Genomic DNA, 19,600 nt, shown 5'->3' on the forward strand with positions numbered 1-19,600 from the left:
AATTGGTCAAGGGTATTTGATCTCTGGCCGTGGACCGGTATAAACGGGCAAATCGGATTCCTCCGCAGGCGCGCTCATGCTTCCTGCTCCACTGTTCAAGCGCACGATTCTTATGTTTCGTATGCCGAAATCGTTGCCGTTACCGCTATCCTGGTCATTGTTTATATACATTCGTACCATCCCTCGTTCGGTGATGGTGAACTCGATTGAAAACAGGTACCAGACTCCATCCTTGGGGACATGACGGGGCACGCCACGCCATTGCGGCATGCCGGTGTCAGGGTAAAGGATCGGGTTGACCAGCCCTGGAATGTGGCTGCTGTCGGCAACATGGGTTCCTTCGAACGTGAATTGGTATTGTCCGGGAATGAAAAGGAAATCCTGATAGAGGATGACCCCGGCGAAGCCGTATGGGGCGCCTTGATCGGTGAAGTTGAAAAACGCGTTTACTGATTGATGGTTCATGACGTGCGGGCGGATAGATCCGGAACGAGCCGCCAGATAGGGAATCCAGCCGTTATAGGAGTCCGCCAGTGAAGTGTAGTGATCCTCCCATTCCACCGGTGCCGTGCCGATGATGATGGAGCTCGTCGTCGATATATTGCTGTTGCGCAACTGATCGACAATCCGGGCACTCACCGGATGGGTGCCGTCGCCGATCTGCTGAAGGTCGGCGGCCGACAACGTGTAAGTGATCGGGTTGGCAGGATGGACATAGGGGATTGTTTTACTCCAAGTCCCCACGGTCAGTGTCACCTCATCAAATTCGCGTGGGTAGCTGCGGGTTAAAGTAAATGTGCCTGGCTGTGCCGGGCTGACGCTGGCCGGATGGCTGACCGTGATCCCGGATGGCGGGTAATGGAACAGCAGGTCCAGGATCGGGGTCGAGTCTTCGTGATTCTGGCTGACCCGGGTCACTCGGTAAAACAGTGTATTGCCGCCGTTCACCAGCCACCCCCATGGCAACTCCATGTCTATGCGGTCGTTCTCCTCGCCTGCCTTGATGACCTTGATCACGGATGTCGGTTTGCCATTGACCCACAGCTCGACAGAATCACCGATATCCATTGGTTCAGAGAGTATCGTCACCGGATCAATCACCATGTACAGGCTGATGGATGGCGAATGAATGGTCAGGGGAATGCCGCCGTGGTAGGCGCCGGTCGGCAGCACGGGTGTCTTCCATCCGGGAATGTACATGGGCAGCAGCTCAAGAGCTGCGTCGGCCTGCGATGAGTTGCGCACGCTGTCCATCTTTCTCCTCGCTACGGTGCCTGAACTGACTCGGGGCTGGCACCATCAGAGCGCGAAAGGAGAAGGGTGTCACCTGTCAGACCTGACAGGTGAGTGTGATATTCAGACAGTTGGTCATTTTGCACACCGAATGAAAAAACACGCTGTGCTTCAGCGCACGGCACTGACGCCGTCGAGGGTCGAAAACGAAGTGTCCTTGGCCGTCAGCAGAAAGTCGCGCATGTAGGGCGCATCGAGCATGTCGGTGCGCACGGCGGCATACAGCGTGGCGAACAAACCTTTCTCTCCCAGTCGCTTGGCCTTCACGTAGCCCCGCGAGCTGTATTCATGCAGTGCCCAATGGGGCATGCCGCAGACGCCACGACCGCTGGCCACCAGTTGCATCATCATCACCGTCAGTTCAGACGTGCGCACCTGGGCCGGTTCGATGTCGGCCGGCTCCAGGAAACGGGTGAAGATGTCCAGGCGATCGCGCTCCACCGGGTAGGTGATCAGGGTTTCGCTGACCAGGTCTTCCGGCACGATGTAGGGTTTGTTCGCCAGTCGGTGCTGGTTGGCCACGGCGAGCATCGCTTCGTAGGTGAACAGCGGCACGTAGGTGATGCCCGCCAGTTCCAGCGGGTCGGAGGTCACCACCAGGTCCAGGTCGCCCCGGGCCAGGGCCGGCAGTGGGGCGAAGGCGAAGCCCGAGGCCAGGTCCAGCTCGACTTCCGGCCAGGCGTCGCGGAACTGGTCGATGGTGGGCATCAGCCACTGAAAGCAACTGTGGCACTCGATGGCCATGTGCAAGCGCCCGGCGGTGCCTCCGGCCAACCGACCGATGTCCCGCTCGGCGCTGCGCAGCAACGGCAGGGTGGCGTCGGCCAGTTGCAGCAGGCGCAGGCCGGCACTGGTGAAACGCACCGGTTTGGTCTTGCGCACGAATAGCTGCATGCCCAGGCGTTCTTCCAGTTCCTTGAACTGGTGGGAAAGGGCGGACTGGGTCAGGTGCAGGCGTTCGGCGGCTTCGACCAGGCTATCGGCTTCGCGCAGGGCGTGCAGGGTCTTGAGGTGGCGGATTTCAAGCACCGTGGGCTCCATGAGTAAAACTCGTGATCAACACGAAAAGGTTGAGTTTGTCTCATGTGGGGCTGGCTGTCGACAATGGCGCCATCTTTTACAGGAGGACACACACCATGGCCCTGGCCCACACCTTAGGTTTTCCCCGCATCGGCGCCGACCGCGAACTGAAAAAAGCCCTCGAAGCCTACTGGAAGGGCGACCTGGCACCGGCCGCGCTGCAAGCGGTGGGCCGTGAACTGCGGGCCCGGCACTGGCAACTGCAGAAAGAGGCCGGCATCGACCTGCTGCCGGTCGGTGATTTCGCCTGGTACGACCAGGTGCTCAGCCACACTTTGACCCTGGGTGCCGTCCCGTCGCGATTCCACAACACCCTCGACGCCCAGGCCAAGCCGACCCTCGACACCCTGTTCGCCATGGCCCGAGGCGCCACCGCTGCCTGCTGCGGAGCTGATCACGGGCAAGCCCAATACGCTCAGGAACTGACCAAGTGGTTCGACACCAACTACCACTATCTGGTCCCGGAGTTTTCCGCCGACCAGCGCTTCGCCCTGAGTTGGGAGCAATTGTTCGAGGAAGTGGACGAGGCCCATGCCCTGGGACATCGGGTCAAACCGGTGATCATCGGCCCTTTGACGTATCTGTGGCTGGGCAAGGCCAAGGGCGAGGACTTCGACAAGCTCGACCTGCTTGAACGTCTGTTGCCGGTCTACGGTGAAATCCTCAATCGCCTCAAGGCCCAGGGCGTGGAATGGGTACAGATCGACGAGCCGATCCTCACTCTCGACCTGCCCCTGGCCTGGAAAAGCGCGTTCGAGCGGGCCTATCACATCCTTCAGTATTCGCCGCTGAAAAAGCTGGTGGCGACCTATTTCAGTGGTCTGGAAGACAACCTCGGCCTGGCGGTGAGCCTGCCGGTGGACGGTTTGCACATCGACGCGGTACGGGCGCCGGAACAACTGGGCCAGGTGCTCGATCGCCTGCCGACCTACAAAATCCTGTCGGTGGGGCTGGTCAATGGTCGCAATGTCTGGCGCTGTGAACTGGAACAGGCGCTGGCGCAATTGCAGCCGGCCCAGGAGCGTTTTGGCGACAACCTCTGGGTCAGCACCTCTTGCTCACTGTTGCACAGCCCCGTGGACCTGGAGCGTGAAGACCGACTGGACCCTGAACTCAAGAGCTGGCTGGCCTTTGCCGTGCAGAAATGCGGTGAAGTGGCGGTACTGCGCGATGCGCTCAACGACCCCCAGGCACCCGGTGTGCAACACGCCTTGGCCGACAGCCGCGACGTGCATGCTCGTCGTGCCGGCTCGACACGCATTCACAAAGCCGAGGTTCAGGCCCGCCTCGCCGCGATAGGGCCACAGGACAGCCAGCGGCGCTCGCCGTTTGCCCAGCGCATGGAGCAGCAGCGCGCCCGGCTGAAACTGCCGGCCTTTCCCACCACCACCATCGGTTCCTTCCCGCAGACTCCGGCGATTCGCCTGGCGCGCCAGGCCTACAAGCAAGGCAAGCTGTCGGTCAACGATTATCAGGACGCCATGCACACTGAGATCCGCCATGCCGTGCAGATCCAGGAACGCCTGGGCCTGGATGTGCTGGTACATGGCGAAGCCGAACGCAACGACATGGTGGAATATTTCGCCGAACAACTGGACGGCTATGCCTTCACCCGTTTCGGCTGGGTCCAGAGCTACGGTTCGCGTTGTGTGAAGCCGGCAATCATCTACGGCGACATCAGCCGGCCGAAAGCGATGACCGTCGACTGGATCCGCTACGCCCAGAGCCTGACCGACAAGGTGATGAAGGGCATGCTCACCGGCCCCGTGACCATGCTGATGTGGTCGTTCCCTCGCGAGGACGTCTCGCGTCAGGTCCAGGCGCAACAACTGGCCCTGGCCCTGCGTGACGAAGTGCAGGACCTGGAAAAGGCCGGGATCAAAATCGTGCAGATCGACGAGGCCGCCTTCCGCGAAGGCTTGCCTCTGCGACGCGGGCAATGGCAGGCGTACCTGGACTGGGCCGTGGAGGCCTTCCGCTTGAGCGCATCGGGTGTAAGCGACGAAACCCAGATCCACACCCACATGTGCTACAGCGAATTCAATGATGTGATCAAGGCCATCGCCGACATGGACGCCGATGTCATCACTATTGAAACCTCGCGTTCGGACATGGAGTTGCTGGAGGCTTTCGAAGCGTTCGAGTATCCCAACGATATCGGCCCGGGTGTCTACGACATCCACTCGCCACGGGTGCCGGACACGGCCGAGATGGTGGCGTTGATGAGCAAGGCGGTGAAGCGGATTGCGGCGGACCGGCTGTGGGTCAACCCCGATTGCGGCCTGAAGACCCGGGCGTGGCCGGAGACAGAGGCGGCGCTGGTGAACATGGTGGCGGCGGCGCGGCAGTTGCGCAGTCAGTTGGCCTGAAGCCCGAATACTCTTACAGGCATGCACCTGACCTGTGGCGAGGGGATAAATCCCCTCGCCACAGGGGGAGTGCTCTGCTTTGCTTCATTTGACCGGGTGGAGCGACCATTTGGCAATCTTCATCAAACTGTCACGCAACTGTGGCAGCGCGCTTGAACAAACTTCATCAGACTCGCGCTCTACTGGGGTTCTGCGTTTTGGTGTTTCTTCATGCGTGTATTTATCTTTCTGGCCGCGTTGTTGTTCGGCCTGCCGTCGATTGCGGCTTCTCGATGTGATGTCAACGTTGCGACCCAACGGGTCGATCTGGATCAGGTCAGTCTGGCGTACCAGAGCATCGGCCGTGCCTCCGACCCGGTGTTGTTGCTGGTGATGGGCTTGGGCGGGCAGTTGATACATTGGCCGGACGAGGTGGTGGCGGCCCTGTGCGAGCAGGGCTTTCGGGTGATTCGCTACGACAACCGCGACGTGGGCTTGTCCGCCTGGCGTCAGGCGCCCGGCAGCGCCAACCTGGCCTTTGAAGCCTTGCGCTACAAGCTGGGCCTGCCCGTGGCCGCTCCCTACACCTTGACCGACATGGCCGACGACGGCTTGGGGTTGATGGACGCGTTGCAGGTGCAAAGCTTTCACGTACTGGGGGTGAGCATGGGCGGGATGATCGCCCAGCACATGGCGGCCATGGCGCCGCAGCGGGTGGAGAGCCTGACTCTGATCATGACCAGCTCGGGTGCCGAAGGCCTGCCGGCACCCAGCGAAACCCTGGTGCAGCTGTTGTCCCGGCGCAGTGCGCCGAATCGTGAAGTGGCCCTGGAACAACAGGCCGATCTGCTGGCCGCCCTGGGCAGTCCGATGGTGGTGGATGATCGTCAAGCACTGTTGCATCAGGCCGCCCAGGCCTATGACCGGGCCTTCAACCCCGAAGGCGTGCAACGCCAGATCATGGCGATCATGGCCGAGCCGAGCCGGGTGGCGCTGCTCAATCAACTGCGCGTGCCGACCCTGGTGGTTCACGGCACCGCCGACCCGTTGTTGCCGGTGATGCACGGTGTGCACCTGGCGGCGCACATCCGTGGCAGCCGCCTGAAGCTGATACCGGGCCTGGCCCACCGGTTTCAAGAAGCGTTCAAGGAACCGTTGCTGGGGGCGGTGTTGCCCTACTTGCAGCAGCATCGCGAAGACACCTCGCATTGGGCGCAGATCGAGCCGGTGCAGGTGCCGAATCTGCTGTAGCTTTTCCCGTGATAAGGGGACTGATCTGTGGCGAGGGGATTTATCCCCGCTGGGTTGCGAAGCGACCCCAAAACTGGCGCCTCGGTATGTCAGGCTGATCATGTTCGATTGCTTGGGGCCTGCTGCGCAGTCCAGCGGGGATAAATCCCCTCGCCACAGGGGGCTTGCGGTGAAACAGCTAGCGCGTCTGCGCCTGCTCCACCAACCACTCCATCAGCGCCTGCAACTGCTCCGACGCTCCGGGCTTGCGCGGATACACCAGGTGATAGGCCAACCCGGTCCTGACCTTCAGTTCGAAGGGCATCACCAGTCGCCCGGCGTTCAGGTCGTCGCCGATCAGCGACCAGTCGCCAATCGCCACGCCCGTGCTTTGGGAGGCCAGGGACATCGCCAGGTCCAGGGTTTCGAAATGCTGGCCTTTGCTGACGTTGCTCAGTTGCACCTGCGCAGCCTCCAGCCAAGCGTTCCAGTCGCGCTCGTCACTGGTGGGATGAAGCAGCAGATGGTGTTGCAGGTCGGCGGGTGAGCGCAGCGGCACCGGACCTTCAAGCAGTGGACGCGAACACACCGGTGTCAGTTGTTCGTCGAACAAGTGCAGGCTCGTCAATGAAGGCGCGGGCGGCGGCCCATAGACCACCGCGGCGTCGAAGGTTTCGCGCTGGAAATCCACGCCGTGGCGGACGGTGGTGGTCAACTCCACCGGTATGTCCGGTCGTACCTTTTGCCATTGCAGCAAACGCGGCATCAGCCAGCGCAGCACGCAGGTCGGCGCCTTGAGTCGCACGCTCTGGCGTTTCTCGCCGATCTGCTCCACCGCTTCCGCGATCAGGCCGAACACCTGTTGCGCCCGTGGCAACCACGCCTGTCCCTGCGGCGTCAGGCTCAGGCCCCGTGCCTGACGCAGGAACAGCGCGTAACCCAAATGCTCCTCCAGCCCGGCGATCTGCCGGCTCACCGCGCCCTGGGTGATGTGCAACTGTTCCGCCGCCCGGGTGAAGTTGCAGCACTGGGCGGTGATCAGAAACGTGTGCAGCGCCGGGAGCGGAGGAAGTCGTTTCATTTGGAATCGAGCCATGATGTAGGGACATGGCTAGTATGACTTTTTATCCATTGTTGCGGCTATGGCCTGGCCGTTCCAATAACGCCATTCCCCGAAAACAAGAAGGTCAGTGGCAATGGCGACGTGCGGCGAAGTATTGGTCAAGTTACTCGAAGGTTATGGCGTGGAGCAGGTGTTCGGGATTCCCGGCGTGCACACCGTCGAGTTGTATCGTGGGCTGGCCCGTTCCAGCATCCGCCATGTGACGCCGCGTCACGAACAGGGCGCCGGCTTCATGGCCGATGGTTACGCCCGCGTCAGCGGCAAGCCCGGTGTGTGCTTCATCATCACCGGCCCCGGCATGACCAACATCACCACCGCCATGGGCCAGGCCTACGCCGATTCGATCCCGATGCTGGTGATCTCCAGCGTGCAGTCCCGCAGCCAGTTGGGCGGCGGGCGCGGCAAACTCCATGAACTGCCGAACCAGAGCGCGTTGGTGAGTGGCGTGGCGGCGTTTTCCCACACGCTGATGTCCGCCGCCGAGTTGCCGGGAGTGCTGGCCCGGGCTTTCGCCTTGTTCCAGGCCGGTCGCCCGCGGCCGGTGCACATTGAAATTCCGTTGGACGTTCTGGTCGAAGACGCCGATGCCTTGCTCGCCACAAGGCCAGTGAACATCAGCCGTGCCGGGGCCGCGCCGAGTGCCGTGGCGCAGATGTCGGCGATGCTGGCGAAGGCCCGCCGGCCGCTGATCCTGGCCGGTGGCGGCGCCATTGATGCCGCCCGCGAACTGACCGAACTGGCTGAATGCCTCGGCGCCCCCGTGGCATTGACCATCAACGCCAAAGGCTTGTTGCCGTCGCGTCATCCTCTGCTGATCGGTTCCACGCAAAGCCTGGTGGCCACCCGCGCACTGGTGGCCGAGGCCGACGTGGTGCTGGCCATCGGCACGGAGTTGGCCGAGACCGACTACGACATCACCTTCGCCGGCGGCTTCGAAATCCCCGGTGCATTGCTGCGCATCGACATCGACCCGGACCAGACCGTGCGCAACTACCCGCCGCACCTGGCGCTGGTGGCCGATGCCCGCAGCGCTAGCCAGGCCTTGCTCGATGGGTTGAAGCAACAATCCCTGACCCAGCGCAACAGCGATTGGGGCCAGGTGCGTGCCGCGCGGTTACGGGCGGATCTGGACCGGGACTGGGACGTCGCGACCCGCGCGCAGACCTTGTTCATCGACACGGTTTTGCAGGCCTTGCCCGACGCGGTATTCGTCGGTGACTCCACACAACCGGTGTACACCGGCAACCTGACCTTCAACCCGGAACATCCACGTCGCTGGTTCAATGCTTCCACCGGCTACGGCACCCTCGGCTATGCCTTGCCGGCGGCCATCGGCGCCTGGCTCGGCGGCATCGATTCGGGTAAGGGGCGCCCGCCCGTGGTGTGCCTGATCGGTGATGGCGGCTTGCAGTTCACCCTGCCGGAGCTGGCCAGCGCCGTGGAAGCAGGCGTGCCAGTGATCGTGCTGCTGTGGAATAACCAGGGTTACGAAGAGATCAAGAAATACATGGTCAACCGCGCCATTGAACCGGTGGGCGTGGACATCTACACCCCGGATTTCATTGGCGTGGCCAAGGCCCTGGGCTGCTTTGCACAGGCGGTCGACGGCGTGGCGCCATTGCGCGCCGCATTGCTGGAGGCCCACGACCGCCAGGGTCCGACCCTGATCGAAATCGATCAGGCGCGCTGGATGGTGGGGGTGGCCCAATGAATTTCCCCACCACCCAGGACGGCCTGTACATCAACGGCCAATGGTCATCGGGCGATCAGCATTTGCGGGTGATCAACCCGGTCACCGAGGCGCTGCTGACCACGGTCAATGGCGGCGATGAGCGCGCCGTCGATCAGGCCTTGAACGCGGCGACCCAGGCTTTGGCGCAATGGTCGAACACCACCGGCGCCGAGCGCGGGGCGCTTCTGCGCCGTATCGCCGCCGGCGTGCGGGCTGCTCGTGAGCGCTTGATGCATCTGCAATCGAGCAATAACGGCAAACCCCTGTTCGAAGCGGCCATCGATGTCGACGACGTGGTCGCCACCTTCGAGTATTACGCCGAACTGGCCGAAGGGCTGGACGCCCGGCAGGACAGCCCACTGGCATTGCCCAGCGATGACTTCAGGGCACGCCTGCGCCGCGAACCCTGCGGTGTGGTGGGCTTGATCGTGCCGTGGAATTTCCCGATGGTCACCACCGCCTGGAAGCTCGCCCCGGCCTTGGCTGCCGGCTGTTGTGTGGTGCTCAAACCTTCGGAGGTGACACCGCTGCCGGAGTTGGAACTGGCGTCGATCATCGCCGAGTGCGGCTTACCCCACGGCGTGTTCAACCTGATCTGCGGCACGGGGCTGGCCGTGGGCGCGCCGCTGGCGACAGATCCGCGCGTGGCGAAGATTTCCTTTACCGGCAGCAATGCGGTGGGGGTGCAGGTGATGCAACGGGCGGCGGAAACGGTGAAGGGCGTGAGCCTGGAATTGGGTGGCAAGTCGTCGCTGCTGGTGCTGGCCGACGCTGATCTGGAGCTGGCGGTGGAGCTGGCCTGTGGTGGCGGTTTCTTCAACGCCGGACAAATGTGCTCGGCCACCAGTCGCGTGCTGGTCGCCGATGAGCTGGCCGACGAGTTCCTGCAACGGCTCAAGACTCGCGCCGAAGCGATTCGCGTGGCTGACCCGTTTGACCCTGACGTGGAGATGGGCGCGCTGGTCAACCAGGCGCAATACCAACGCGTGCTTGGGCATATCGACCGGGGCTTGAGCGCCGGGGCGACGCTGGTGTGCGGCGGACAACGCCCCGCGCATTTGCCGCGCGGCTATTTTCTACAGCCGACAGTCTTCACCGACGTGCCGGTGGACAGCGAGCTGTGGTGCGAAGAAATCTTCGGGCCGGTGCTGTGTGTGCGCCGTTTCACCTCCCTGGAGCAAGCGATTGCCCTGGCCAATGACAGCCGTTTCGGCCTGGTGGCCAGTGTCGTCAGTCGCGATACCGAAGTTGCCGAACAGGTGGCCAATGCACTGCAGGCGGGACTGGTGTGGATCAACGCCCCCCAAGTGATCTTTCCCCAGGCGGCGTGGGGCGGTTACAAGCAGAGCAGCATGGGCCGCGAGTTGGGGCCTTGGGGGCTGGCGGCGTTTCAGGAGATCAAGCATGTGGTGCGGGCGGTTTGAGCGCTAGAAGTGGGCTGTCTTTACTGGCCCCATCGCGAGCAGGCTCGCTCCCACAGTTGATCTGGGTGAACGGAGAATTTGTGTTCAACACAGAGCCCTTGTGGGAGCGAGCCTGCTCGCGATGAGGCCGGCACAGCCAACCCAAAAATCAGCTCAGACGGTCATCCGCAACCGCGCCAGATCCCGCAGCGGCGGCGCGCCGAACAGGCGGCTGTACTCGCGGCTGAACTGCGAAGGGCTTTCATACCCCACCCGATACCCCGCCGCCGAAGCTTCCAGCCCTTCGGCCAGCATCAGTCGCCGGGCTTCCTGAAGGCGCAGTTGTTTCTGGTATTGCAGCGGGCTCATGGCCGTCATGGCCTTGAAGCGGTGATGCAGGGTCGAGACGCTGAGGTTCACTTCCCGGGCCAGGTCATCGATGCGCAACGGTTGCTCGAAATGGCCATTGAGCCATTTGATCGCCTGGCTGATGCGATGGCTCTGACTGTTGGTAATGGCGATTTCGTACAGCCGATAGCCCTGAGGGCTGCGCAGCAGGCGGTACAGAATCTCCCGGCGCACCAGGGGCGCGAGCATGGCGATGTCTTTCGGGCTGTCGAGCAAGCGCGTCAGGCGCAACACGGCGTCGAGCATCGGCGTGTCCAAGCGTTCTACATACAGGCCGCGACCGGTGGGGCGCGTCGGTACGCCGAGGGGGCCTGCGTCGGCAATCAGCGCGGTGATTTCCGCCGGATCGATGTCCAGGCGCAGGGCCAGGATCGGCTGATCGGGCGAGACGCTGGCGATGCAACCACTCAGGGGCATCGAGACCGAGACCACCAGGTAATGGAGCGGATCGTAGTTGAACAACTCATCCGCCAGGCGCACCTGCTTGCTGCCCTGGGCCATGATGCACAGCGCCGGTCGCGCCAGCACCGGTGCGAATTGATGGGCTTGACTGTGGCGCGACAGATTCAGCGAGTCGATGGCCGTGGCGTAGTTGCCGTCTTCACTGGTATTGCGGGCGATGATCGACGCCAGTTCGGCGCGCTGTTGTTCCAGATACGTGTCCAGCGGGACGTGGGCGTGGTCAAGCGGCGACATGCCGGAATCCTCGGGAAAGGGGGAGCGATGAGCAGAGCTTATGTTTGTGCAAGTTGCAGTGGTAGCCACATCCTGTCGAAAGCTTGCCTGATCCTGCACGGTGCATCGATTCACCATGGCTTAATGTGACAAAAACTTGCTTGAAACCTTTTGTTTCAACTTTCCCGGATCCTCGCCGATGGAGGACCGATTGGGTCCCGCTCCCGCGCAGGATTGTGCAATGGGTCGGCAGGAATCGACTAACCAGGCTGGCGTGGTGGCGCTTAACCTTTGATCCTGTCGCAGCCTGTCCCGGGCTGCACAACGGATTACCTGGGAGGTTGAACATGTCTACACAGATCCCCGTCAGTCACATGGCCTTTGTGCGGGCCCGTTCCGGTTGCTCCAAGCCATTGGGTGCACGCCTGAGTACGCTGATCACGCCTTCGCGCCAGGCTCCCGGATGCCTGCATTTTGCCTTGCAGCAATCGCAATGCGACGCCGATCTGTGGCTGGTGTCCGGGCTCTGGGTCAATCAACAGGCGATGGATGCTTATTTCAACTCACCGGCCATGGCGATCTTCGCCGAGCTGGTACAGGACCTGGTGGTGAGCAGCCTGGATTTCCACACCTTCCGGGAAGTGTCCGCCGCCCAGGCGACCGAAGGGTGCCTGGCGAAGGTACACAAACTGGCGGGTTGAAGGTTTAATGAGCGTCATTTTCCATCGCCAGGATGCGCAATATGGCACGTAAAGCCTTTGAAACCTTCGAAGCTGTTTCCGCGGTCGTCCCCAAAGAGGGCGGCGGCTACTACGCGGCGATTGCCACCAAAGCCATTGGTGGTTCCGGTGCGCCGCGTTTTAACAAGGTGCTTGAAGATCAGACGTTCAAGACGGCCACTGATGCCGACTCGGCGGCGGCCATTGAGTTGACCCATCTCAAGGGTGTGGGCGATGAGGGCGAGCTGATCTGGAACCCGCGAGATTAACGTTATGGGAGCAAGGCTTACCCGCGATGCAGTCACCTCGGTTCAAAAGACAGGCTGCGTTGTCTTCATCGCGGGCAAGCCTTGCTCCCACAGATAAAACGCTTTGTCTGTGCACTGCTATTGAGGACGGTGCATCTTGAACAGCGCCTCGGGACCCAGCTGGAAATAATCCGCCGGCCCGCCGCCGCGCAAAATCGGCTCGGCGGCGGCGGTGTCGTATACCCCATCCTTCAACAACCATTTGGCGATATGCACGGCGACCACCTCGCCGAGAATCAGCCAACTGGGCACCAATGCCTTGTCCGCGCGCTGCAACTGGATGATCTGGGTGACCTTGCATTCGAAGGACACCGGGCTTTGCGCCACGCGTGGCACCTGGATCACCCGTGATGACGCTGGCGTCAAACCGGCCAGTTCGAATTCATTGACCTTTGGCGCGACCATGGCGCAGCTCTGGTTCATCTGCTCGGCCAACGGGCGTGTCGCCAGGTTCCAGGCGAATTCGCCGGTCTGTTCGATGTTGTTCAGGCTGTCTTTGCGCCCGACGCTGCAGAAGCCGATGATCGGCGGAATGTAGTTGAAGGCGTTGAAAAAACTGTAGGGCGCCAGGTTCAGGTGCCCTTCGGCGTCCTGGGAGGAAATCCAGCCGATGGGGCGTGGGCCGACGATGGCATTGAACGGGTCGTGGGGCAGGCCGTGGCCGTGGGCGGGTTCGTAGTAGTGGATGTCGTCGGGCATGAGGCGAGGGTCCTGGGGATGGATTTTGAGGATGTTGTGGATAGTGCAGGGGGCGACTGTTTTTGTCAGCACCTGGCAAGCCTGCTCACTCATTTGCTCTTCAGGGTTCACGGAACTTTCGTCTGCCACACAATCCTGTGGGAGCGAGCCTGCTCGCGATGACGGTGTAGCAGGGGACGTAGGGGTTGAATGTGCTGACCTCTTCGCGAGCAGGCTCGCTCCCACAATTTGTTCTTCAGTGAGACCACTTTTGTGTTGGGCTTGAGGCTGACCGTTTTCCTGTACCCCAAAAACAACTAAGCCCGGCCGAAGCCGGGCTGTGAGAGAGCCTCGTTGGGATTAGCTGAGAGAGGCGGTGTTGGTGCGGTCAAAGCCGTCTTCAGCGATAGCGTTCGAGCCAGTGCGGTCGAAGCCGTCTTCAGCGATAGCGTTCGAGCCAGTGCGGTCGAAGCCGTCTTCAGCGATAGCGTTGGAGCCGGTGCGGTCAAAGCCGTCTTCGGCGATAGCGTTGGAGCCGGTGCGGTCAAAGCCGTCTTCAGCGATAGCGTTCGAGCCAGTGCGGTCGAAGCCGTCTTCGGCGATAGCGTTGGAGCCGGTGCGGTCGAAGCCGTCTTCAGCGATAGCGTTCGAGCCAGTGCGGTCAAAGCCGTCTTCGGCGATAGCGTTGGAGCCGGTGCGGTCGAAGCCGTCGGCGGCAACGGTGGCAGCGCCGGTGCGGTCGTAACCGTCAGCGGCAATGGCCGACTGAGTGCGGTCGAAGCCATCGGCGGCGAAGGTGTTGGCGGCCAGTACGGACAGGGTCAGGGCGAGGATCAGTTTGGTTTTCATGGTCGTTCTCCGAAGTGGTTGGCGTTGATCGCCTTGGGTGTGGAATTCATATTACGCTTGTTAAATCGATTAAAAAGCGCAAAAAAACGCTCAAACAAATCGTATTTATCGATTGGTTGCTCGTTGTTACTGATCGGCGATAAATGTCATCACCGGCGTACCCGAACAGCGTTTTGGTGAGGATGAGGATGTAGGGCGGGCATTAACCAGAGATTAATGTCGGATAAATCTTCGGACACGAGGCACAAAAAAAGGGGCGAACCCATTCAGGTTCGCCCCTTTCGTTTTTGTGTGTGCGCAGGTCAGTCGGTCAAGATCCGCGAATGCTTGCGGGTGTCTTTCATGGTGATGTAGACCAGCAGCGACACGGCGATGCACGCCGTCACGTACCAGTAGTAGCCGGTTTCCATGCCGATGCTCTTGAACCACAGGGCGATGTATTCAGCGGTGCCGCCGAAGATCGATACGGTCAAGGCGTACGGCAAACCGACGCCCAGGGCGCGGATCTCTGTGGGGAACAGCTCGGCTTTGACCACGGCGTTGATCGAGGTGTAGCCGCTGACGATGATCAGCGCCGCCATGATCAGGAAGAACGCGCCCCACCAGGTCTGGATGGTGTGCAGGGTGGTCAGGATCGGTACGGTGAACAGCGTCCCCAGGATGCCGAAGGCGATCAGGATCGGCCGCCGACCGACCTTGTCCGACAAACCGCCGATCAAAGGTTGCAGGCACATGAACAGGAACAGGGTGGCGGCGGAAATGGTGGTGGAGTCGGAAATGCTCATGCCGACCGTGTTCACCAGGTATTTCTGCATGTAGGTGGTGTAGGTGTAGAACGCCAGGGTGCCGCCCATGGTCAGGCCGACCACAGTCATCAACTCTTTTGGATGGCGCATCAAGGTGCGCATGGCGCTTTCCTTGGCTTTTTCCTTTTTGGTGAACGACTCGGTTTCTTCCATGCCGCGACGCAGGTACAACGCCACTATCGCGCACAACGCGCCGATGGCGAATGGAATGCGCCAGCCCCAGGCATACAGCTCTTCGGTGGTGAGGAACCGTTGCAACACGATCAGCACGCCGAGGGCGATGAGTTGGCCGGAGATCAGGGTCACGTACTGGAAGCTGGAGAAGAAGCCGCGACGTTCCTTGGTGGCCATCTCGCTCAGATAGGTTGCCGAGGTGCCGTATTCACCGCCCACCGATAGGCCCTGAAGCAAGCGGGCCACTACCAGCAGGATGGGGGCACCGACGCCGATGGTTTCATAGCCGGGGCTCAGGGCGATGATCAGCGAGCCGAAGCACATCAGGTACACCGAGGCCATCAGCGCCGCCTTGCGGCCGGCGCGATCCGCGTACAGGCCCATCAACCAGCCACCGATCGGACGCATCAGGAAGCCCACGGCGAAGATCGCGGCGGTTTTCATCAGTTGCGCGGTGGAGGACCCGGCCGGGAAGAATACTTTGGCGAAGTACAGCGAGAAAGCGGCGTAGACGTACCAGTCATACCACTCGACCATGTTGCCGACCGAACCGCTGAAAATCGACTTGATCCGGCTGGCAGTGGTTCTTTCACGGGCGGGCGCGGCGGCCGACCCGAGGGGAAGGGCGTTGGAGTTATCCATTGAAGGATCCTTCGTTTAATTGTTTTTGTGGAGCGCGTGGGAACGCAGCCTGCCAGGGCTATAGCAGGAGCTGTGCCAGGTGGGAGAAGGCCGGTCTAGAGGGGTTTTGAATGCTGGGTGAGCGGATAGGCGCTCATTTTGGCGGTGGAATGAGCGGGAATCCGCTCATTCTGAAGGTCATCATGCTTGGCTGCTGGCCTCATCGCGAGCAGGCTCGCTCCCACATTGGACCTGCATACACAGAACCCTGTGGGAGCGAGCCTGCTCGCGATGGCGCCAGTACCGACACCCAAAGGCTCAGGGCGACGACGTTGAAGGCGTGAACTCCAGGTTCAGCTCTCCCCGATATTGCCCGGTATTCTTGTCGATCTGCCGGAACTGTGGTGTCTCCAGGGTGATCGGCCAGGGTGTGCACACGACCGGGAAGGGGACGTTGGGCAAGCGCACGGCGCGGATATCGGCATTGTTGATACCGGTAAAGGTCACCGGTTGACCTGAGACATGCTGTGTCTCGCCCAGGTTGGCGGTGCGGGTGCGAACCCGGTATTCGATACGGTTACGTTCGTCCGTCCCCCCGGAGGTGTGCTGCACGAAGAAGCGTCCAGCCATGCCAGGTACGGGGTTTTTGTCGGTGACGCGCATTTCGAAACGCTGGCTGTTGGAGTTGTAGCCGTCGTAGAGGCAGGCATCGACGACAGCCTGGCCGGAGACGATACCGCCGGGGCCATTGATCAACGGGCGGGTGCGCAGGTTCAGGTCCACCTGCGGGGTGCTGATGCCGTGGGCGGGCAGGTAGATCTGCACGTTATTGTGATCGGTCACGTCCAGCTTGAAATCGACGGTGTAGATATGGGCGTCTCCGATTGGCTGCGAGTAGAACCTCCTGAGCTTCATGACCAATTGCGCCGTCCAGATGCCACCGGCAGGCAATTTGGCGAGTTCTGACCGAGGAATCCAGAGGGTGGAGGCCGTACCCGTCGCATCCACTCCCTCGCAATTGCCATGTGATGTCGAGGTCAGCATCCAGGTGCTGGAACCCCACACCCCGCAGGGGCTGTGGATCGGGAGTCTGCGTGTAATGTTGCCTTTGACGGTCAGAACCACGGACAGTCGGCTGCGTTTCTCCGTGAAACGCAGCTTTATCTCGGTGGTGCCATATCTGCCTCCGGTGGTGGTCAGGCACTGGCCTGTTGCTGGATCGGTGTTGGACAGACAGACAAAATGCATTGTCTTATAGCCTGCGCCTGCCACGGGCTGTTCGTGCCAGCCATGGGTCATCCGCGTCCAGATGTAATGATCGGCGGGCGGGGTCGAGCGGTCGAATTGCAGCATCTCGGATTGATAGTGGTTGCTGGGATGGATGTCCCCGAGCGCCGGTAGCGCAGCGAACGCGCCAATCAGTGCGCCAAGGCGACGGGCCCAACGGTGAAAGATCAGATTCATGGCTGGTTTCTCTTGTCTGACGATAACGCGGCGCTGCGGCGCGCGGTCCAGCGTTCCAGTCGGTCGGGGTCGCGCAGGTCTCTGGGCAGAGCGTCCAGGGTGGTGCTCTGGCAGGTCAGCGTGCCGACCTGGCGCAAGCTGCTGCGAGCGGTGGCCGACTGCACGGCGCAGGCATGCACACCGTTCAGGTCCAGGGCGAACAACGGTTGCGGGGGTTTGTTGAGATCGACGACGAAGCTGCCGTCCTCGGCGGTTTCCATCATCGCTGCGTTGAGGATGGCCGCCTGTGCCAGCGGTTGTCCCCGGGCGTCCACCAGGCGTCCGATGTAGGTGTAGCTGAGGCTGGACTCGATGCGCTGTACCGCCAGCTTGCCGGGTGGCAGGAACCAGTCGCGGCTGCCGTTGCCGACATTCACCGAGCTCAGGTTCTGGCGCGAGGCATCGGCATCGCTGATGCGAGTCTGGGAGACCTCGAAGCCATTGATCGGAATCAGCCGTTTCTCGCCGAAGCCGATGCTGGTCTGGGCGCCGTAGCCGCCACTGACCTTGGCCGCGGCGCCGGTGGCGTTTTCCATTGGCGCAGCGACGATGCCGACGGCGGCACCAGGGCCTGTGCCGCCCTGGCCGGGGCCCCAGAAGAAACCTTCGCGCCCCAGTGCCAGGGAGGAAGAGTGGTTGCCGCTGAGCCCAGGGCGTGAATCATGCCGGTCACCGCCGCGCTGTGACATCGCCAGGCTCGTTTCGCCCCAGCTACGTTCGAGTCGCCCGGCCAGTTCGGCGTCCCAGCGGCCCAGGTCGTCGTAACCCAGCCCGGTATTCATCTCGTTGCGACCTTGCTCGCTGTCCCAGACACGGGTATGGGCCAGGCTGGTCCGGACGCTGTCGCTGGCGGCCTGCTCGCGGCGCGCGTCCAGGCCGACACTGGTCTGCCGGAAGCCACCGGATGTCGAGCGCTGGTTATGGGACAGACTGAGGCTCAGGTACAGGCCGTGGTCGGTCGGCCGATTGCCGCTCTGATTGCGAAACGCGCCCACGCGGTGCGTGAGGTGGAACTGGCCCAGGCGATGCCCGCGGGAGAACCCCACCTGCAGGGTGCGGGCCCAGGTGGCGGTGGTCAGTTCGTCGGTCAGGTCCGGCTCGCCGGGCAACGTGTTCCAGTAGTAGGACGGATTCACCTGGGCATAACGGTTGTAGCTATAGCCAGCGGTGAGGGCGCCGCCGGCCAACGGCAGCGATGCGCTGGCCGTCAGCGATTCGTTGCAGCCACTCTGCTGGTAGGTGCGGCGGTTGTGCTCGCAGGACGGGCTGCGCAGCGAGTAGCGATAGAGGTTCCAGGACAGGCCATGGTTGAACGTGAACTGCTGGCTGTTGCCGCTCGCCCCGTCGTTGCCCTCCAGGAGGGCGGCCGACAGCGACCAACTGCTGGCGCCCAGCGTGCCGGCCCAGTCCAGGCGGCTTTCGTTGTAGAACGCGGTGTCCAGCCAGGTGATCGCGCTGGTGAGCGCCAGGTTATCGAGCAGCGGTACCCGCAGGCCGGTCTGGGCCACGGCGGCGGGATCTTGTTCGTACAGGGAATGCTCGGCCGTGCGCCCACCCTGTAAAAACCATTGCACGGTGTCATCCCCCAGGCCGTTGCCGTCGGTGCGGCTGAAGGGCACGGTTTCGGTACGGGTTACCTGGCCGTTTTCGATCACCCGCAGGGTCACCGGATAACTGCCGTTGGGGAAGGTTCGGGTGTCGACGTTCTGCACACCGGCATCCAGATAAGAAGTGGAGAGCAGTTCTTCGCCGCGAAAGGCATCGACGCGGGCGCGTTGGGTCAGGATCAGGGAGATGGGCGTGCCCTGTCCGACGACGTCGCGATTGAGGTAGGCCAGGGTGGTGCCGACACGGGCGCCGTCGATCCGGCCCAAAGGCAGCAGGCTGAAGTTGAAGTTGCCGCCTTCGGCGCTGGACAGGTTGCTCATGTCCATGCGTCCCGCCTGTGCGTAGTGTTCACGGTCGAAGTCTCGCCGGTAGTAGGCGTTGTTGAATTCCAGGTTGCTGTCACTGCCGCGCTTGTTCTGGTTGGCCTGATAGGTCCAGGTGAACCCCAGGTGACTGTTTTCTCCCAGGCCGAGTGCGCCGAGGCCGCTGGCACCCAGGGCGCGGTAACTGTCGGACTGGGCGATATTGATGTTTTGCCGGTGGACGAGGGCATTCTCTGCCTCGCTCGGCGTGTGCAGCCGCAGGGCCGAGGCCTCGTTGGTCGGCAGCCAGTCCTTGCGCAGCAGGACCTGGAGACGGGCGCCGGCCTCATCGAGAATCACGGCCACTGCCTCGGTTTCGAGATAGCCGCAACTCGCCTCGCTGGCCAGGCCGTAGGAGCAGGCCAGCTGGCTATTGCTGGGCAAGGGCTGTGACAGTAATGGCAGCAGTTCCTGAGGCGAGGCCAGTACGCCGGCTTCCACCAGCAGGGCCGCGATGCGCTCAGGTTGCTTGAATTCGATCCGGCCGGGCTGGACCAGCACCGGGTGCACGCCGAGATTGCGGTTGAACAGTTGTAGTTCGAGCTGTTCCACCTGCCCTTCGACCAAGGCTTCGAAGCCGGCCGGCACCTGAGTCAAGGCGTCGGTCGCGGCCCAGGCGCCTTCGGCCAGCGCCCATGAAAGGGAGATGGAGATAGCTGTGAAGTGGCGTTTCATACGTG

General features: G+C 62.1%; 15 protein-coding genes. 6 read left to right on the forward strand and 9 right to left on the reverse strand.

Annotated elements, in window-relative coordinates:
- Nucleotides 1-6: 6 nt before the first annotated feature.
- Nucleotides 7-1,254 (reverse strand): hypothetical protein, encoded by a 1,248-nt coding sequence (locus BW979_RS09095; RefSeq protein ID WP_076383652.1) that lies wholly within the window; start codon nucleotides 1,252-1,254, stop codon nucleotides 7-9.
- A 150-nt stretch (nucleotides 1,255-1,404) separates the two neighbouring features.
- Complete coding sequence (gene metR / locus BW979_RS09100) at nucleotides 1,405-2,322, reverse strand: transcriptional regulator MetR (RefSeq protein ID WP_047230407.1); 918 nt, start codon at nucleotides 2,320-2,322, stop codon at nucleotides 1,405-1,407.
- Nucleotides 2,323-2,429: 107 nt separating this feature from the next.
- On the opposite strand from metR, the gene metE reads away from it, so the two are divergent.
- The gene (gene metE / locus BW979_RS09105) at nucleotides 2,430-4,742 is read left to right on the forward strand and encodes a 5-methyltetrahydropteroyltriglutamate--homocysteine S-methyltransferase (protein ID WP_076383653.1); all 2,313 of its coding nucleotides are present in this window, start codon (nucleotides 2,430-2,432) and stop codon (nucleotides 4,740-4,742) included.
- 210 nt (nucleotides 4,743-4,952) lie between these two features.
- Nucleotides 4,953-5,972 (forward strand): alpha/beta fold hydrolase, encoded by a 1,020-nt coding sequence (locus BW979_RS09110; protein WP_076383654.1) that lies wholly within the window; start codon nucleotides 4,953-4,955, stop codon nucleotides 5,970-5,972.
- A 178-nt stretch (nucleotides 5,973-6,150) separates the two neighbouring features.
- Here the strand turns inward: BW979_RS09110 and BW979_RS09115 are convergent, their stop codons facing one another.
- The gene (locus BW979_RS09115; protein WP_076383655.1) at nucleotides 6,151-7,032 is read right to left on the reverse strand and encodes a LysR substrate-binding domain-containing protein; all 882 of its coding nucleotides are present in this window, start codon (nucleotides 7,030-7,032) and stop codon (nucleotides 6,151-6,153) included.
- A 115-nt stretch (nucleotides 7,033-7,147) separates the two neighbouring features.
- Here BW979_RS09115 and BW979_RS09120 point away from each other — a divergent pair, with 115 nt between their 5' ends.
- Together BW979_RS09120 and BW979_RS09125 are read left to right on the forward strand one after the other, a co-directional pair.
- The gene (locus BW979_RS09120) at nucleotides 7,148-8,785 is read left to right on the forward strand and encodes a 5-guanidino-2-oxopentanoate decarboxylase (RefSeq protein WP_076383656.1); all 1,638 of its coding nucleotides are present in this window, start codon (nucleotides 7,148-7,150) and stop codon (nucleotides 8,783-8,785) included.
- Nucleotides 8,782-10,230 (forward strand): aldehyde dehydrogenase family protein, encoded by a 1,449-nt coding sequence (locus BW979_RS09125; protein ID WP_076383657.1) that lies wholly within the window; start codon nucleotides 8,782-8,784, stop codon nucleotides 10,228-10,230. Before BW979_RS09120 ends, BW979_RS09125 begins: the two co-directional genes overlap by 4 nt.
- Nucleotides 10,231-10,383: 153 nt before the next feature.
- Here the strand turns inward: BW979_RS09125 and BW979_RS09130 are convergent, their stop codons facing one another.
- Complete coding sequence (locus tag BW979_RS09130) at nucleotides 10,384-11,313, reverse strand: AraC family transcriptional regulator (protein ID WP_047230390.1); 930 nt, start codon at nucleotides 11,311-11,313, stop codon at nucleotides 10,384-10,386.
- A gap of 326 nt (nucleotides 11,314-11,639) precedes the next feature.
- On the opposite strand from BW979_RS09130, the gene BW979_RS09135 reads away from it, so the two are divergent.
- The gene (locus BW979_RS09135; RefSeq protein WP_047230389.1) at nucleotides 11,640-11,993 is read left to right on the forward strand and encodes a putative quinol monooxygenase; all 354 of its coding nucleotides are present in this window, start codon (nucleotides 11,640-11,642) and stop codon (nucleotides 11,991-11,993) included.
- A gap of 41 nt (nucleotides 11,994-12,034) precedes the next feature.
- Nucleotides 12,035-12,280 (forward strand): hypothetical protein, encoded by a 246-nt coding sequence (locus BW979_RS09140; protein WP_047230388.1) that lies wholly within the window; start codon nucleotides 12,035-12,037, stop codon nucleotides 12,278-12,280.
- A gap of 117 nt (nucleotides 12,281-12,397) precedes the next feature.
- Here BW979_RS09140 and BW979_RS09145 read toward each other — a convergent pair whose 3' ends face one another.
- The 5 genes from BW979_RS09145 to BW979_RS09165 all read right to left on the reverse strand — a co-directional run bounded on the left by BW979_RS09145 (nucleotide 12,398) and on the right by BW979_RS09165 (nucleotide 19,595).
- The gene (locus tag BW979_RS09145; protein WP_076383658.1) at nucleotides 12,398-13,018 is read right to left on the reverse strand and encodes a flavin reductase family protein; all 621 of its coding nucleotides are present in this window, start codon (nucleotides 13,016-13,018) and stop codon (nucleotides 12,398-12,400) included.
- 339 nt (nucleotides 13,019-13,357) lie between these two features.
- Nucleotides 13,358-13,846: a heme utilization protein gene (locus BW979_RS09150; protein ID WP_076383659.1), complete on the reverse strand. Its 489-nt coding sequence runs from the start codon at nucleotides 13,844-13,846 to the stop codon at nucleotides 13,358-13,360.
- 302 nt (nucleotides 13,847-14,148) lie between these two features.
- Nucleotides 14,149-15,468, reverse strand: a complete 1,320-nt coding sequence (locus BW979_RS09155) for an MFS transporter (protein ID WP_047227120.1) — start codon at nucleotides 15,466-15,468, stop codon at nucleotides 14,149-14,151.
- A 297-nt stretch (nucleotides 15,469-15,765) separates the two neighbouring features.
- Nucleotides 15,766-16,911 (reverse strand): CfaE/CblD family pilus tip adhesin, encoded by a 1,146-nt coding sequence (locus BW979_RS09160; RefSeq protein ID WP_076383660.1) that lies wholly within the window; start codon nucleotides 16,909-16,911, stop codon nucleotides 15,766-15,768.
- Entirely contained in the window at nucleotides 16,908-19,595 is a 2,688-nt protein-coding gene (locus tag BW979_RS09165) for a TcfC E-set like domain-containing protein (RefSeq protein ID WP_076383661.1), read from the reverse strand. The genes BW979_RS09160 and BW979_RS09165 overlap by 4 nt, the downstream gene beginning before the upstream one ends.
- Between the last annotated feature and the right edge of the window lie 5 nt (nucleotides 19,596-19,600).

It is taken from the genome of Pseudomonas sp. A214 (genome assembly GCF_900156295.1).
In the GTDB taxonomy this organism is placed as follows: Bacteria; Pseudomonadota; Gammaproteobacteria; order Pseudomonadales; family Pseudomonadaceae; genus Aquipseudomonas; species Aquipseudomonas rhizophila.